Annotated in this window: 12 protein-coding genes; 5 read left to right on the top strand and 7 right to left on the bottom strand. The window is 72.6% G+C overall.

What is annotated here, in order from left to right:
• Positions 1-63: 63 nt before the first annotated feature.
• Entirely contained in the window at positions 64-1,581 is a 1,518-nt protein-coding gene (locus tag M9914_10500) for a beta-lactamase family protein (protein ID MCO5174608.1), read from the top strand.
• 58 nt (positions 1,582-1,639) lie between these two features.
• Here the strand turns inward: M9914_10500 and M9914_10505 are convergent, their stop codons facing one another.
• From M9914_10505 to M9914_10525, 5 genes are all read right to left on the bottom strand, one after another.
• Complete coding sequence (locus M9914_10505) at positions 1,640-2,068, bottom strand: hypothetical protein (protein MCO5174609.1); 429 nt, start codon at positions 2,066-2,068, stop codon at positions 1,640-1,642.
• A gap of 182 nt (positions 2,069-2,250) precedes the next feature.
• Positions 2,251-2,985 carry a hypothetical protein gene (locus tag M9914_10510; protein ID MCO5174610.1) on the bottom strand — a complete coding sequence of 245 codons (735 nt, stop codon included), beginning with the start codon at positions 2,983-2,985 and terminating at the stop codon, positions 2,251-2,253.
• Positions 2,986-3,196: 211 nt separating this feature from the next.
• The gene (locus M9914_10515) at positions 3,197-4,036 is read right to left on the bottom strand and encodes an ABC transporter permease (protein ID MCO5174611.1); all 840 of its coding nucleotides are present in this window, start codon (positions 4,034-4,036) and stop codon (positions 3,197-3,199) included.
• Complete coding sequence (locus tag M9914_10520; GenBank protein MCO5174612.1) at positions 4,033-4,983, bottom strand: ABC transporter permease; 951 nt, start codon at positions 4,981-4,983, stop codon at positions 4,033-4,035. The genes M9914_10515 and M9914_10520 overlap by 4 nt, the downstream gene beginning before the upstream one ends.
• An 11-nt stretch (positions 4,984-4,994) precedes the next feature.
• Complete coding sequence (locus tag M9914_10525) at positions 4,995-6,494, bottom strand: ABC transporter substrate-binding protein (GenBank protein MCO5174613.1); 1,500 nt, start codon at positions 6,492-6,494, stop codon at positions 4,995-4,997.
• Positions 6,495-6,667: 173 nt separating this feature from the next.
• Here M9914_10525 and M9914_10530 point away from each other — a divergent pair, with 173 nt between their 5' ends.
• The 4 genes from M9914_10530 (at position 6,668) to M9914_10545 (ending at position 13,339) form a co-directional block, all read left to right on the top strand.
• Positions 6,668-7,804: a serine hydrolase gene (locus M9914_10530; protein ID MCO5174614.1), complete on the top strand. Its 1,137-nt coding sequence runs from the start codon at positions 6,668-6,670 to the stop codon at positions 7,802-7,804.
• Positions 7,801-8,979 (top strand): anhydro-N-acetylmuramic acid kinase, encoded by a 1,179-nt coding sequence (locus M9914_10535; protein ID MCO5174615.1) that lies wholly within the window; start codon positions 7,801-7,803, stop codon positions 8,977-8,979. The genes M9914_10530 and M9914_10535 overlap by 4 nt, the downstream gene beginning before the upstream one ends.
• Positions 8,980-9,123: 144 nt before the next feature.
• On the top strand, positions 9,124-11,595 hold the full coding sequence (locus M9914_10540; GenBank protein MCO5174616.1) for an EAL domain-containing protein: 2,472 nt from the start codon (positions 9,124-9,126) through the stop codon (positions 11,593-11,595).
• A gap of 103 nt (positions 11,596-11,698) precedes the next feature.
• Positions 11,699-13,339: a THUMP domain-containing protein gene (locus M9914_10545; protein MCO5174617.1), complete on the top strand. Its 1,641-nt coding sequence runs from the start codon at positions 11,699-11,701 to the stop codon at positions 13,337-13,339.
• Between the two features lie 37 nt (positions 13,340-13,376).
• Here the strand turns inward: M9914_10545 and M9914_10550 are convergent, their stop codons facing one another.
• Positions 13,377-14,303 carry a hypothetical protein gene (locus M9914_10550; protein MCO5174618.1) on the bottom strand — a complete coding sequence of 309 codons (927 nt, stop codon included), beginning with the start codon at positions 14,301-14,303 and terminating at the stop codon, positions 13,377-13,379.
• The gene (locus M9914_10555) at positions 14,296-15,258 is read right to left on the bottom strand and encodes a LysR family transcriptional regulator (GenBank protein ID MCO5174619.1); all 963 of its coding nucleotides are present in this window, start codon (positions 15,256-15,258) and stop codon (positions 14,296-14,298) included. The genes M9914_10550 and M9914_10555 overlap by 8 nt, the downstream gene beginning before the upstream one ends.
• Positions 15,259-15,273 lie beyond the last annotated feature (15 nt).

Consider the following 15,273-nt stretch of genomic DNA (forward strand, 5'->3'; position numbering starts at 1 on the left):
CGGGGCCCGGCACAGGCCCGCTGACGTGGGCAAGGCGGGGCCGGCGATGGTGTAATCGGCGGCATGCCCGCCTTCCCCACCGGCCTTGCCGCTACGCTGGCAGAAGTCGCCGATTCAGCTCGCTCCGAGGCCGGGAGCCCCGGCCTCGGCATCAGCGTCTTCACCGCCACCGATGTGATCCTCGAGCGGGGCTTCGGTCACCGCGACCGCGAGGCTGCTCTGCCGGTCACGCCCGAGACCGTCTTCGGGGTCGCCTCCATCACCAAGTCGTTCACGGCGCTCACCGCGCTGGGGTTGCGGGAGCGGGGCCTGCTGAGCCTCGAGGACGAGGTGGGGCGTTACCTGCCGTTCGCGCGCCTCTGGTCGGACGGCCCGCCGGCGCGCCTCCACCACTTCCTTAGTCATGCGAGCGGCCTGCCGCCCACGCCGACGATGACGTGGCTGCGCCACGCCAGCCAGGCGGGCGATCCGGTCTCCGCCGCGCCCACGCTGGCCGAGGCCAAGCTCACGCTCGCGCCGGGCGTCACGGGCATGTCCGGAACCCCCGCCAGGTCGCTGGCGGACGTCGACGCTTCGGCCGCCGCCATCCCAGATGACGACGCGGAGCGTCGCATCGCCACCTTGGCCTCACGGGTCGCCTCGTTCGCGGGCCTGAGCGCATGGCTGGACGCGCACGCCATGCCCCTGGCCGCGCCGGGCGAGCTCTACTCGTACAGCAACGACGCCTTCTGCTTGGTCGGCGGCGTCATCGAGCGGGTGGCAGGCGAGCCGTACGCGCGGGCGGTCGAGCGCGAGGTCCTGGCGCCGCTGGGCATGCGCCGCTCACGGTTCGACCTCGAGGGCGTGCTGGCCGACCCGGACCACGCCACGGTCTACGCGCGCGACGCCCGTGGAGCGGTCGTGCGCTCGCCGGCCTGGCAGACGACGGGAGTCATGCAGGGGGGCGGCATGCTCAAGAGCACGCTCGTGGACCTACGGGCTTACGTGCGCCACCTCATGGCGGGCGGCGCTCGCGAGCTGGTCGAGCCCCGCATCGTCAGTGGTCCTGGAGCTAGCTACGGCCTGGGCCTTGCCCGCCGCGACGACTACCACGGTCTCACGATCATCAGCCACGGCGGTAGCCTCAAGGGCGTCTCAAGCGCCATCGGCTACTCGCCGCAGCTCGGCATCGGGATCGTGATCCTGTCGAACCTCGAGGGCGTGCCGGCGGAGCAGCTCCTCGTGAGCGTGGTGAACGCATGCGCCGGGCTGCCGCTCGACACGGTGGCCTACGACCCGGCGCCCTACGACCCCGCGCCTTACGCCGACTCGCCAGGCGCGACAGCGGCCGGCGAGCCCGGGTCGGTCATAGGCGACTACCTCTCGGGCGAGCCGTACGGACGGACGCGCCTCTACCTGTCGGAGGCGGGGGAGCTGCGCGCCGAGGTCGGCTGGCCGCCCCTCGACGTGCCCGCGTTCGTGGTCGGCCCGGACGAGGTGGCGCTCGTCTACCCGGCCAGGAAGGCGGCCGCGCGCGTGCTGCGCGACGGCGGCGGGAAGGTGTGGGGGCTGCAGTCCGGGCGCGTGATGCGGAGGTTGTAGCCGGTCCGCGCGCCCCGGGTTCTCTCGGGGGTTCCTACTCTCGCCTCGCCTTAGGCCGTCAGCTCTCCCGCTGCGAGTGCGGGTCTACGGCGTCGCGTCGCGCTAGGTAGGCCTTGACGAGCGCCTTCGGCGCCTGCGCGGCCCATGCGTGGGTGACCAGCTCCCGCAGCGAGGCGGCATCGGCCGCGTCCAGGTGCCGCACGCGCATGAGTACGGCTGGCCAACCGTCGAAATGGGGCGTGGTGAAGAGCGGGAGGGTTGGGTCGTCCAGCCACCGGCTCTTGCCCGCCTGCCCCTGGGTCCTGAACACGAGCACGTCGTCCATCGGCTCGCCCGTGTCGGGGTCGATGGCGTCCTTGCGGGGCGGCCTCAGGAGCAGGAAGCTCTTGCCCTTGACGCTGTAATCGGGCCGGCCCGTCGTGGACAGGCGGGCATCCGCCTCCGGCATGGCGCGCGCGAGCCCGTCGAGGTCCTCGAAGGTGGGCATGGCGGCACTGTAGCGTGCCGGAGAGCAGCATCCACGCGCCAAACGGACGTTGCTCGTGATGCGTGCAGATGCCGTGGTCACCACCGAAACGAGCGTCGACGTGCTGCTCGCGTAGGAGTGGTCACTCAGGCCAGGCCGCTGAACCCTGATTCGCCGATGGGAGCTGGTGGACGAGCCTCCGCCTACTCGAACAGGCTCTCGTCCAGCACGACGTTGTAGGCGACCGCCTCGATATGCGAGTGGCTGACCATGTTCCACGTGTCGCCGTCCAGCATGTAGGTCGTCGAGTCGTAGCCCATCAGCGCCTGGGCGTCCACCGCCGTGTCGTAGGCGACGAGGTACTCCCCGGCCGAGTCGATGTCCATGTGGAGGCCGACGATCTTGCCGTCCTTGAAGACGTAGCGGAGGGTGGTCGGTTCGCCGCTCTCGTCGTGGAACGTGTAGGTGACCTGCTCTCCCGAGACGATGCCTCCGTAGTCGACCTCGCCGTCGTACGTGGCGATGTCGCCTTCCTCGAGGAGGATGGGCTCGTTCTGATCGAACATCTTCTCGAGCTCCGTGGCCGTCTCCGGGGGCACGGGCAGGGTCATCGGCATGCCGGGCATGCTCATCGTGACCTGACCGTCCTTGAGGACGATGCTCGTCGACATCCCGGGCATGACCTCGGTCAGCATGACCAGGCGCCTCCCCTCGAAGTCGATGACGATGCGGGCGTTCGTCGCCATCTCCTCGCCGTCCATGTAAACGGTGTTCACGACCGTCTGGTCGACGTTGCGGATCTCCTCGGTGGTCACGGGTTGGAGGCCCTCGAGGAGGGCGCGGGCGCGGGCATCCACCTGCGCCGAGGCCGTCGCCAGCAGGGTAGCGAGCAGGAGGGAAGCGACCAGCGCGGCGTTGCGTCGGGTAGTCGTGGTCATGACACGAGTGTAAGGGCAGGTCGGTCGGGAGGGTGTGAGGGACGGCCCAGGCTGCTTGAGGGAGCGCTTAGGTCGCGGTCGCCAAGCGGACTACGAGGCCACAGGGCCGCGCGCAGGGGCGCGGCGTCAACGACAACCCCACCACTGGGCCGCGCGCGTGGGGCACGGCGGCAGGCGGCGCGGATCGGGCTGCCCGGCACGGGTGCCGGTCTCAGGCGTCGCGCAGGGTGGGGTCGAGCAGGTCGCGCAGGCCGTCGCCGAAGAGGTTGAACCCGAACGAGGCGAGGAGGATGGCGAGACCGGAGAACACCGACACCCACGGGGAGAGGAGCATGGTGCCGCGGCTCTCCGAGAGCATGAGCCCGAGCGAAGGCGTGGGCGGCTGCGTGCCGAGGCCGAGGAAGCTGAGCGACGCCTCGACGAGGATGGCCGTGGAGAGCGAGAGCGTCACCTGCACGAGGATGGGGGCCATCACGTTCGGCGTCACGTGTTTGCCGAGCACGCGTAGCGCCCCGCCGCCGAGGGCGCGAGCGGCGGCAACGTAGTCCCAGCTCAGGACCGTCAGGGCCGGTCCGCGCGCGAGCCGCGCGAAGACGGGCGTGTAGACGATGCCGATGGCCAGGCCCGTGTTGAAGCTCCCGGGACCGAGGACCGCCAGCACCGCGATGGCCAGGAGGATGATGGGGAAGGCGAGGAGCACGTCCATGAAGCGCATGATGAGGCGGTCGCGCCAGCCGCCCCAGTAGGCGGCGAGGAGGCCGAGCCCGCCCCCGACGATGGTGGCGATGAACACCGCGCCGAGGCTGACGAGGACGCTCGTGCGGTAGCCGTGGAGGATGCGCGAGAGCGTGTCGCGACCGAAGTTGTCGGTGCCGAGCAGGTGCGTTCCCGACGGCCCCTGGAACCGCTCGCGGATCGCCTGGGCGAGGGGGTCGTACGGCGCGATCAGCGGACCGAGGGCCGCCGCCAGCACCACGACGAGGGCCACGACGAAGCCGATGAAGCCGACCCGGTTGCGCCATAGCCGCGCGAAGAAGCGCCTCGCGTTCACGAGTACTCCACGCGCGGGTCGATCCACGCGTACGCCAGGTCCACGAGCAGGTTGACGACCACGAACACCCCGGTCACGACGAGCACGACGCCCTGCAGGAGCGGGTAGTTGCGCTCGTTGATGGCGCCGACCATGAGGCGCCCGACGCCCGGGATGGCGAAGACCTGCTCGATGACCACGACCCCGGAGAGCAGGTAGCCGAGCTGCACGCCGATGACGGTGATCATCGGGATCATGGCGTTGCGCAGCGCGTGCTTGTAGAGCATGACGCGCTCGCTCACGCCCTTGGCGCGCGCCGTGCGCACGTAGTCGCTCGAGAGGACCTCCAGGAGGCTGGAGCGCAGGATGCGCGTGAGGCCGGCCACCATGGGGAGGCTCACGGCCACCGTCGGCAGCGCCACGCGCGCCAGGTTGCCGAGCGGGTCCTCGCCGAACGGCACGTAGCCGATGGCCGGCCACCGGGGGAGGTAGATGGAGAAGAAGTAGAGGAGGAGCACGCCTACCCAGAACGACGGCAGCGTGAGGCCGACGATGGCGATGACCCTGACGACCACGTCCCCGCCCGTCCCGCGCGCCCGCGCGGCGAGCACGCCGAGCGGGAACGACAGGAGTAAGGCGAGGACGAGGGCGAGGAGCGTGATCTCGAACGTGGCCGGCAGCCGCGCGAGGATCTCCTGGCCGACGGGCGTGCCCGTCCAGATGGACGTGCCGAGGTCGCCCCTGAGGGCGCCGGTCAACCAGTTCCAGTACTGCTCGTAGACGGGCAGGTCGAGGCCGATCTGGCGCCTGAGCGCGTCGACGCGCTCAGGCGTTATGTCGGTGTTGGCGCCCAGCATGATGGCGACCGCGTCGCCGGGGATGAACCTCACCATCAGGAAGACGAGGATCGATACCCCGATGAGCACGAACACTAGGTCGAGCAGGCGCCTGACCGTGTACTGGAACAAGCGTCAGGCCCTCAGCGGAGCTCCACTTCCCGCAGGTAGCGCAGGCCACGGGTGGGGAGCTGCTGGAAGCCGGTCACGGCGTCCGTCACCGCGCTGAAGAGCGTGCCGTAAGCGAGGTGGCTGATGGGGCCGGTGCACGCGAGGCGCTTCTGCAGGTGGTCGTAGATGTTGACGCGCTCGCCGAAGGCCGTCGTGGTGCGCCCGAGCTGCAGGAGCTGGTCGACGGCCGGGTCGGAGAACTTGAAGACGTTCGTCGAGCCGCCCGTCACGAAGGTGCGGTGGAGGTAGCCGTCCGGGTCGGTCGAGCCGCCGTTGAGGCTCACGAAGGTGTCGAAGTCGGAGTTGCGCCACGCCTGCACGAACGCGCCGAACTCGGCCACGTTGACGTCGAGGACGATGCCGACCCGCGCCAGCTGCGCCTGCAGGACCTGAGCGGCGTCGCTGACGACCTGGATGGTGCCGAACGTGAGGAGACCGGCGTGGAAGCCGTCGGGGTAACCGGCCTCGGCGAGCAGCTCGCGCGCCTTGTCCGGGTTGCTGGCGTAGCAGGCGAAGTCGGACGTGTCGGTCGCCCACGCGGCCAGGCCGGGGCTGAGGGGCCCGCCCTCGACGGCGTTGCCGAAGTACACGGCGTCGATGAGCTCGGCGCGGTCGATGGCGTAGTTGATGGCTTCGCGCACGCGCGGGTCGTTGAACGGCGCGCGGCTGACGTTCAGGCCGAGGAGCGTGTAGGAGAGGTCCTGGACGCCCATGAGGGTGACGCCGTGGACGTTCTTGAGCGTCTCGGCCGTCGCCGGGTCGACGTCCGGGATGATGTGGTACGTGCCGGTCCGGATGCCGGCGGCGCGCGTCGAGGCCTCGGGGACGATGTTGTAGCGGACCTCGGCGACCTTGGGCTGGCCGGGGCGGTAGTAGTCAGGGTTCGCCGCGAGCAGCACATACGTGTCGGGGACGATCTCCTTGAGCATGAACGGACCGGTGCCGACGGCCACCTGCTGCAGGCTGCCGCCGTTGGCCTCGACGACCTCGCGGGGCACGACCGTCAGGTTCGTGAGGTTCGAGAGGAACGGCGCGAAGGGCACGTTGAGCGTGAACGTCACCTCGAGCGGGCCCGTGGCGACGGCGGAGGCGACCTCGTTGAAGCGGCTCGCCTGGGGCGAACCCGTCTCCGGGTTCATGATGCGCTCGAACGAGTACACGACGTCGTCCGCCGAGAACGGGCGGCCGTTGTGGAACTTGACGCCGTCGCGGAGCTGGAAGACGTACGTGAGCCCGTCGTCGGACACGGTCCAGGACGTGGCGAGGGCCGGCTCGAGCTCCAGGCCGGAGTCGACCTCGAGGAGGCCGTCGTAGATCTGGCCGATGACGGCGAACGAGGAGAAGGCCGTGACGATGTGCGGGTCGAGCCCGACCGGCGCCGTGTCGATGGCGACCTCGAGCCTTCCCTGCTGGGCGAAGGCCGTGCCGACGAAGGCCACGGCGGCGATGAGGAGGAGTCTTGCTGCGCGCATGTTCCCTTCCTTCCGTGTCGCGTCGCCATCACGCTTCGGTGAGCCTGCGCCGGCTCGGGCGTGCGTCGTCGCCGAACCGGTCAGGGCCGCGCGTTGCGGCGGTGGGGATGAGCGTCTACGCCCACTACCGTACCATTGCTAGACCAGTCTGTGGCCAGGTGCTACTCTTCCTCATGCAGCGAAACCCGACAGAGCCGCCCGGGGCAGCCGCGTCCGCCACCGCGGGCACGGCCGCGACCGCAGCGGCCGAGCGCGCCGTCGCCGCCTGCGCCCCGCTCCTCGAGCGGGCCGTCACCGAGCGCGTCACGCCCGGCGCCGTCCTGCAGGTGGCGGGCCCCGAGGGCCACGGCGCGTTCGTCGCGCGCGGCGCCGCCGCGTACGGCGGCGCGGCCGTCGGCGCGAGCACGCGCTACGACCTCGCCTCCGTCACGAAGGTGACCGCGTGCCTGCCGAGCCTCCTGAGCCTCGTGCAGGCCGACGAGGTAGCGCTGGGCGACCGCGTCGACCGCTTCTTCAGCAACGCCGGCTGGATGCAGGAGCCCTCGCTTGGCAGCGTGACCGTGGAGGACCTGGCGCTCCACCGCTCCGGCCTGCCGGCGTGGCGACCCCTCTTCGCGCTCACGGACGACCGGCGGGTCGCCATGGCCAACGCGCTGCAGTCCAGCCTCACGGAGCCGGCCGGCGCGCACCTCTACTCGGACATCGGCGTCATCGTCCTCACGGCCATCGTCGAGCGCGTGACGGGCAAGCGCATCGACGAGTACGCCCAGGAGATCGTCTTCGGGCCGCTCGGCATGACGGGGGCGGGCTACGGGCCGCTGACCGGCGCCGCGCCGCTCGACGTCGCCGCCACGGAGGACGACGGCCTGCGCGGTCTCCTCGTCGGACGGGTCCACGACGAGAACGCCGACGCCCTCGGCGGCGTGTCTGGGCACGCCGGCCTCTTCGCTACCGCCGCCGACCTCACGCGCTACGCCCAAGCGTGGTTGCGCCTCGAGGCGCCGTTCGCGCAGGCCGACCTGCTGCGCGCGGCGGTCCGCGACCGCTCCGGCGGCGAGGGCCCGCGCCGCGGCATCCTGTGGCGTTGCGCGGAAGCCGACTGGCCTTTCGGCCCCGGCCCCTCTGAGAGCGCCTACGGCCACACCGGCTTCACGGGCACGAGCGTCGTGATCGACCCCGGCCGCGGCTGCGTCGTCGTGCTCCTGACGAACCGCGTGCACCCGAGGCGCGGCTCGGCTGAAGGTGTGATGCGCCTGCGGCGCGCGGTCCACGCCGCGGTCGCCGAGGCGTTCGCGGAGGGCGGCGCGTGAGCCCTCGCTATGACAAGCCCGACCTCCCGCCCGCCACCGTCGTCGGGGTCATGTCCGGCACCTCGCTCGACGGCGTGGACACCGTCACGGCGCGGCTCGAGCGCGTGGGGGGCGCGTTGCGATGGGAGGTCATCGCCCGCGCCGCGCACGTCTACCCCGACGCGCTCGCCGCGCGCCTGCACGCGGCGCTCAAGCCGGAGAGCTCCGACGTGATCCTCCTGACCGAGTTGCACCAGGAAGTCGGCCTGTTCTACGCCGAGGTCGTCGCGGCCGCCCAGGCGCGCGACCGCGTCGACCTCGTGGCGCTCTCCGGCCAGACCGTCTACCACATCCCGCGGGTGGAGCCGGAGCGCGGCTGGCACGTGAAGAGCACCCTGCAGCTCGGCGAGGCGACGGTCGTCACGGAGCGCTGCCGCGTGACCACGGTCTCGGACTTCCGCCAGTCCGACTTCTCGGCCGGCGGCCAGGGCGCCCCCTTGGTCAGCTTCCCCGACTCCGTCCTGTACGCCGCGCCCGGCGTCTCCCGCGCCGTGATCAACCTTGGCGGCATCGCCAACGTCACGTACCTGCCGGCGAGCGGCGACCCCGACGGGGTGCTCGCGTTCGACACGGGCCCCGCGACCTGCTTGCTGAACGAGGCGGCGGCGCGGTTCGCAGGCGAGCCGTTCGACCGCGACGGCCGCCTGGCGCTCGCCGGCACGGTGGACGGCCTGGCGCTCGAGCGCCTGCTGGCGGACCCGTACTTCGCGCTCCGGCCGCCCAAGACCACGGGCCGCGAGCACTTCCACCTCGACGCCGCCCTGGCGCGCGGCTGGCCGGACGGCGCCCCCGACCTCCCCGACCTCATGGCGACGCTCGCCGAGCTGACCGTCAGGACGGTCGCCGACGGGCTCGCAGACCACCTGACCCCCCTCGGCGTCGACGAGGTGCTCGTGGCCGGCGGCGGCGCGCGGAACCCGGCGCTGCTCGAGGGCTTGCGGCGCGCCATGAGCGCGCCCGTGCGAGGCTTCGCGGAGCTCGGCTTCGACGACAAGGACCGCGAGACCCTCGCCATGGCGGTCATGGGCTACTTCTGCGTGCACGGCGAGCCCAACGTCCTGCCCTCCGCCACCGGGGCGCGCTGGCCGGTCGTCGCGGGCAAGGTCTCGCGACCGTGGTCTGGAAGGACGGGCTAGGCCCCCACCGGCGAGCACGGCGGTCGCCAGAGCGGGGTGTGAGACCCGCCACTCTCCGGCCGGCATGACGCAATGCCCACAGGCGCGGGCGGGGCCGTCTGCCAGAATGTCCTAACCGAGGCGGGGGCCGGCCCGGGCGCTCGCATGGAAACCATCCGTTCTTCACACGACCGGCGCGACGATGGGAACAAGGCGCGGCTGCTGCAGCTGACCCAGAGCCGGGTCCTCGAGATGATCGCTCGCGGCGCCGACCGGAGCGCCGTCCTGACGGAGATAATGCTCTTCCTCGAGCAGCAGCTCGAAGGGGTGCGCACCTCGGTCCTCCTCACGGACCGCTCCGGTGAGCGCCTCTATCACGGCGCTGCCCCGAGCCTGCCCGACAGCTACAACGAGCACATCAACGGCCTCCTCGTGGGGCCGAGCGTCGGGTCGTGCGGCACTGCGGCCTACTACGGCGAGGAGGTCGTTGTCACCGACATAGCCACGGATGAACGGTGGGTGGGGAACAGCGAGCTGCCGCTGGCGCACGGCCTGCGGGCATGCTGGTCGACGCCGCTGCTCAGCCCCGAGGGGCAGGTCGTCGGCACGTTCGCTGTCTACTACCTGGAGCCGCGCGCGCCGACGGAGGAGGAGCGCGCGTTCGTGCGGGTGGCGGCCCACCTGGCGGAGGTCGCGGTCACCAACCATCGCCGGTTGGAGGACCTCCAGGAGCGCGAGCGCAGCATCGGGCGCATGGCGGAGTTCCGCCGCGGCATCATCCACATGATGGAGCAGGGCATCCTCACCGCTTACGGCCCCGACCTCTACCAGCACATGCTCGACCAGGCGGTGGGCTCCATCCCCGGCGCGCAGGCCGGGTCGCTCCTCCTCAGGAGCGAGGACGGGCACTACTCCCTGGCCGCCACGAACGGTCACGACCTCCGCGACCTGAGCGGCATCCGCTTCTCGCCAAGGGGCGTCGGCTTCGGCGTGTCCGTCGACGACGCGCACCCGCAGATCGTCGTCAACCCCGAGATGGACCCCGAGCTGAGCCCTCGCGAGCGGGAGCTCCTCGTACGTCACGGGCGCGCGTCCGAGATCCGGTCCGTGCTCGTGGTGCCCGTGCTCATGAGCGAGAAGGGGGCGACGGCCTTCCTGACGCTCGACAACTTCACCGCCACGGACGAGTTCACCAGCGAGTCGGTGGAGGCGGCGCGCGTGTACGCCGGCTACGCCGCGCAGCTCATCAAGCGCGCCTCGCTCGAGCAGCGCCTCGAGCGGCTGGCGTTCACGGACTCGCTCACGGGGTTGCCCAACCGGGAGCGGTTCCGCGAGCTCCTCGCCCAGGCGGTGACCACGGCGGAGGCGCGAGGGAGCGAGGTGGCCGCGCTCTTCCTCGACCTGGACAACCTCAAGCTCGTCAACGACTCGCTCGGTCATTGGGCGGGCGACCGGGTGCTGGTGGCCGTGGCGGAGCGCCTGACCGGCTGCCTGGCGCCCGGTCAGGCGTTGGCGCGGCTCGGGGGCGACGAGTTCATGCTGCTCGTCGTCGGCCATGACGTGCGCGCCGAGGCGGACGAGCTCGCGCGGCGCGTCTCCGCGGCCTTGAGCGAGCTGTTCCGCGTGGGCGACCACCTCGTGAACGTCACGGCGAGCGTCGGCATCAGCCTCTTCCCCCAGGACAGCGACGGTCCGGAGAACCTGCTGCGCCGCGCGGACATAGCCATGTACCACGTCAAGCAGGGCGGCAAGGCGCACTACGGCTACTTCGAGCCGGACATGGAGATGGCGTCGGCGAGCCGCATGCAGCTCGAGGAGGCGCTGCGGCGCGCGCTCGCGGGCGACGAGATCCTGCTCCACTACCAGCCCCGCATCGACATCCGGACGGGCCGCATCGTCTGCCTGGAGGCGCTCGTGCGCTGGCGGGACGGCGAGCGCGGCCTCGTGCCGCCCGGCGACTTCATCCCGCTGGCGGAGCGGACGAACCTCATCCACCCGCTCGGCCGTCGCGTTCTGGAGCTCGCCACGCGCCAGCTCCGCGCCTGGCGCGACGCCGGGCTGACCGACCTGCGCGTGGCCGTGAACCTGAGCGCGAGCCAGGTGGCCCGCCCCGAGCTGGTCGACGAGGTGGGAGCGGCCCTCGCCGCCGCCGGCCTGCCGCCCTCGGCCCTCGAGATCGAGGTGGTGGAGCGCGCGGCCATGACCGACGTGGTCGGCAGCGCCAGGAAACTCTCCGCGCTCAAGCGGATGGGCGTGCGGGTCGCGCTGGACGACTTCGGTGTCGAGTACTCGAGCCTCGCCTACCTGCGCAGCTTCCCGATCGACGCACTGAAGGTAGATGGGGCGTTCGTGCGGGGGCTGAGGGACGTCACGGAGGTGCCGGCGACCGCGCACGCCGACGTTCACCCAGACGCCGACGGGGCCATCGTTCGCGCCATCGTCACGCTCGGCAACAGCATGGGCCTCAGGGTCGTGGCCGAAGGCATCGAGACGCTCGCGCAGTGGCGCGCCGTGCGCGCCCTCGGTTGCGAGGAGGCGCAAGGCTTCCTCATCTGCCGCCCCGCCCCGGCCGAGGCGCTCGGCGACCTGCTTGAGCGCGGCCGCGTGGCCGGCTGGGACGAGCTCGCCGCTACCTGAAAGGCGCGCCGGCGGGCGGCGGGGCCTTGCGGGGCTTATCTTTAGGACCGCGGCGCGGCGCACTCCGGTAGCGCCCACGGCGATCATCATGAGGGAACTACCCATGGACCAGCTGTTCGTGACCATCCGCCCGACCGCGGAGGTGACCATCAAGTCGCGCACGACACGCGCTACGTTCCTCCGCAAGCTGCGGCTGGCGGTGAAGGACGCCCTGCAGCGCTCCGGTCTCGAGGCGCGCGCCTTCGTGCGCGGCAACCGCGTCATGGTCCAGGTGGCGCTCGGCACCGCACCCGGCACCGTTGGCGACGAGGCCGGCCTCGGCGACCGGGCGACCGCGGGTGCCGCCGGCGCCGCGGGTGCCGTCGACGCGACCGCCCTGGCGACCCGCGCCCTCGAGCGCGTGTTCGGCATCGGCACCTTCTCGTTCGTCGAGGCGGTGGCCGCGCCGGACCTCGCCGCCATCGTGGCCCTCGGCACCGAGCTCTACGCCGAGCGCGTGCGTGGCAGGACCTACGCCGTGCGCTGCAAGCGGGTCGGGAGGCACGCGTTCGGGTCGATGGACGTCGAGCGCAAGTTGGGCGCCGCCCTCAACCCCGGCGCCAAGGTCGACCTCGCGCACCCGGAAGTGACCGTCGAGATCGAGGTCGACGAGCGCCAGGCGCTCTTCTTCAGCCGCCGCCACCATGGCCCGGGCGGCCTGCCGCTCGGCACGGGCGGCCACGCCCTCGCGCTCCTGTCCGGCGGCTACGACTCGATCGTCGCCGCCTGGTCCCTGATGCGCCGCGGCGTCGAGGTGGACTTCGTGCACTTCCGCCTCGGCGACCTCGAGTCGGAGCGCCTGGCGCTGCGGGTGGCGAAGCGCCTGTCGGACACGTGGGGCTCCGGCTCGCGGCCCGAGGCGCACGTGGTCGACCTGCGGCCGGCCATGCGCGAGATGCGTGGCCACCTGGACACGAACCTGTGGCAGGTCGGCCTCAAGCGCCTCATGGTGAAGGCCGCCGACGGCGTGGCGGACGCCCTCGAGGCCCACGCGTCCGCCGGCGCCGGACCCGGCGAGGAGGGGCCGCGCCAGCGGGGTAGGCGCACGTCGCGCCGCCGCGTCGACGCCCTGGTGACAGGCGAGGCCATCGGGCAGGTGTCGTCGCAGACGCTCTCCAACCTGCGCACCATCGACGCGGCCGCGGCGCGGCCCGTCCTGCGCCCGCTCATCGCCTACGACAAGCTGGAGATCATCGCGCTGGCCGAGCGCATCGGCACGGCGGAGCTCTCCGCCAAGGCCGTGGAGGAGTGCAACATCACGCCCGTGCGGCCGGCCACCTCGAGCCGGGCGGAGAGGCTCGAGCGGCAGGAGGGGGGCATGGACGAGTCGGCGCTCGCCGCCGAGCTCGCCCGCGTCAAGCGGGGCGACAGCCGCATCCCGCTACGCGCCATGCGCGAGGGCGAAGGGGTCCTCGTGGTCGCCGCGACCGATGACGGCCTGCGCGTCTCGGCCCTCCCCGAGGGGGCGGTCCTCATCGACTGCCGCGACGAGGCCATGCGCACCTGGGTGCCGGACTGGCCGGAGGTCGTCGCCGTGCCGAGCGACCTGTCGGGCGGGAGCCTCGAGCCGGGGCGCGTCTACGTCGCGTTCTGTCCGATGGGCCAGCGGAGCGCATACGTGGCGGAGCGCTTGCGCGAGGGCGGCGTCAAGGCGCACACGTTCAAGGGCGGCGAGGGCGCGTTGCGCGCCTACCTCGAGGGGTGACGGGGTCCTGTCGAGCCTCGCCGCTCGATCTCGCGCTTCAACCAGAGAGCCCGGCCTGCTCCCGCGCCAGCGCGGCCGCGGCCTCGACAGGCTCGCGCGTGCTCACCGAGAAGCGCGTGCCCGACGGTAGCGCCTCCTCCATGGCCGAGGTGAGCGGCGCGCCGCAGCGCGCTACGCCCCCGGCCAGCACCACCGGCAGCGCGACACCGAGGCGACCGCTCACGACGCGCGCCAACCGCGCCAGCTCGGCGCCGGCCGCCGCCAGTACGGCGCGCGCGTCGTCGTCGCCCCGTGCCGCCGCCAGCGCGACCACCCTGGTCAGGGCGGCCACGCGCGCGCGGCCGCCTGCGTAGACGGCGCGGCGGATCGCGTCCCAGTCGCTACCGCCGAGCGCGGCGTACAGCCCGCCGGCCAGCGTCCCGCCGGCGGGGGCCCCCTGCTCGTCGGCGCGGCGCAGCACGCGTTTGAGGGCCTCGCGGCCGATCCAGAAGCCGCCCCCGGCGTCGTCTATCAGGTAGCCGTGCCCGCCCGCCCGGGTGCCGACGCCGCCGGCGCTCAGATGGAACGCGATGCTCCCCGTTCCCGCGTACACGAGCACCCCCGACCCCGGGGCGAAGGCGCTGAGGTAGGCGACGTGGATGTCGGGCATGACGCGCACCGCCGGCTCCGGCAACGCCAACGCTTGCGCCGCCGTCATGGCCAGCGTCAGCGCGTCGGGCGAGCCGGGCTCGAGCCCGGTGACGCCCGCGACCACGCGCACCGGGCGCGCGGTCGAGCCGACCTCGGCAAGGAGTGCCGCCAGTCGCTCCAGCGCGGCTTCCCGCTCGTCCGTGCGCAGCTGGATGGCCGAGATCGGCCCGCCGCTGCCGCGCGCCAGCTCGTCGCCCGACTCGCCCACGAGGAGCCAACGGGTGCTCGAGCCGCCGGCGTCGAGCCCAAGGTAGGCGCCCGGGGCATCAGCCACGCATGGCCTCCGCCGCCAGGTCCGTCAGGCTCTCGGCGTGGTCTTCGCCCAGCGAGTCGGAGGCGACGAGCCAGACGCTCACGACGTCGTCGCCCTCCGCCCCGAAGGGGAGCGGCGCGAGGGCGAGCCAGCCCGCCGCCGCCTCAGCCGCGAGCTCGGAGCGCAGCGCGACGCCGACGCCCGCCCCGGCCAACACCGCGGCGCGCATGGCGCCAGGGCTGGGGACGGGGGTCTGCGCCGCGGCGGCGAGGCCGGCGCGGCGCAACAGCGCCCGGGCGCGTTCCCCGACGACGCTCGGCGCGGCCGGCAGGAGCCACTTGACGAGCCCGAGCGCCGCCGTGCCGCTGCGGGTGTCTCGGGGGCCGGCCTCGCGCGACGACTCGTGCGCGAGGCCCGCGGGCTCGGTGCCCGAGCGTGCGGGACCAGTGCGCAGCGCGCCCTCGCCGGGCAGCGCCGCGAGCACGAGCCGCTCCTCGCCGGCGCGCAGCACGCGCAGGCCCGGCTCGCCCCCGGCCGGCGCGCTCAACGTGACGGCGGCCGGCAGCTCGCCGCGGCGCACGGCGTTCACCAGGGCATCCGAGTGGGCCTCCACTAGTTCAACCTCTATGCGCGAGGTCGCTGCCGCGCCCGCGAGGCGCGCGACGAGGTGCGGGCTGACGCCGCAGCGGACCTTGCCGAGGGCGCCGCCGGCCGGGTCCATCAAGGTCCCGGCTTCGAGCAACGCTGCCTTCAGCGCGCGCGCCGGTCCGAGCAGGGCGGCCCCGGCGGACGTCAGGCGTGTGCCCGTCGCCGCCCGGTGCGTAAGCGGCGCCTCGGAGAGCTTCTGGAGAGCTGCCAGTCTGCGGCTGACGGACGATTGGCCCACGCCAAGGCGCTCCGCCGCTGCGCTCTCGTTGCCCGCCTCGGCCACGGCGAGGAGGGTGAGGAGCTGATCGGCGTCCGGCGAGCCTGGCATGGCACCATTATGCAC

This window comes from Trueperaceae bacterium (assembly GCA_023954415.1).
GTDB lineage: Bacteria > Deinococcota > Deinococci > Deinococcales > Trueperaceae > JAAYYF01.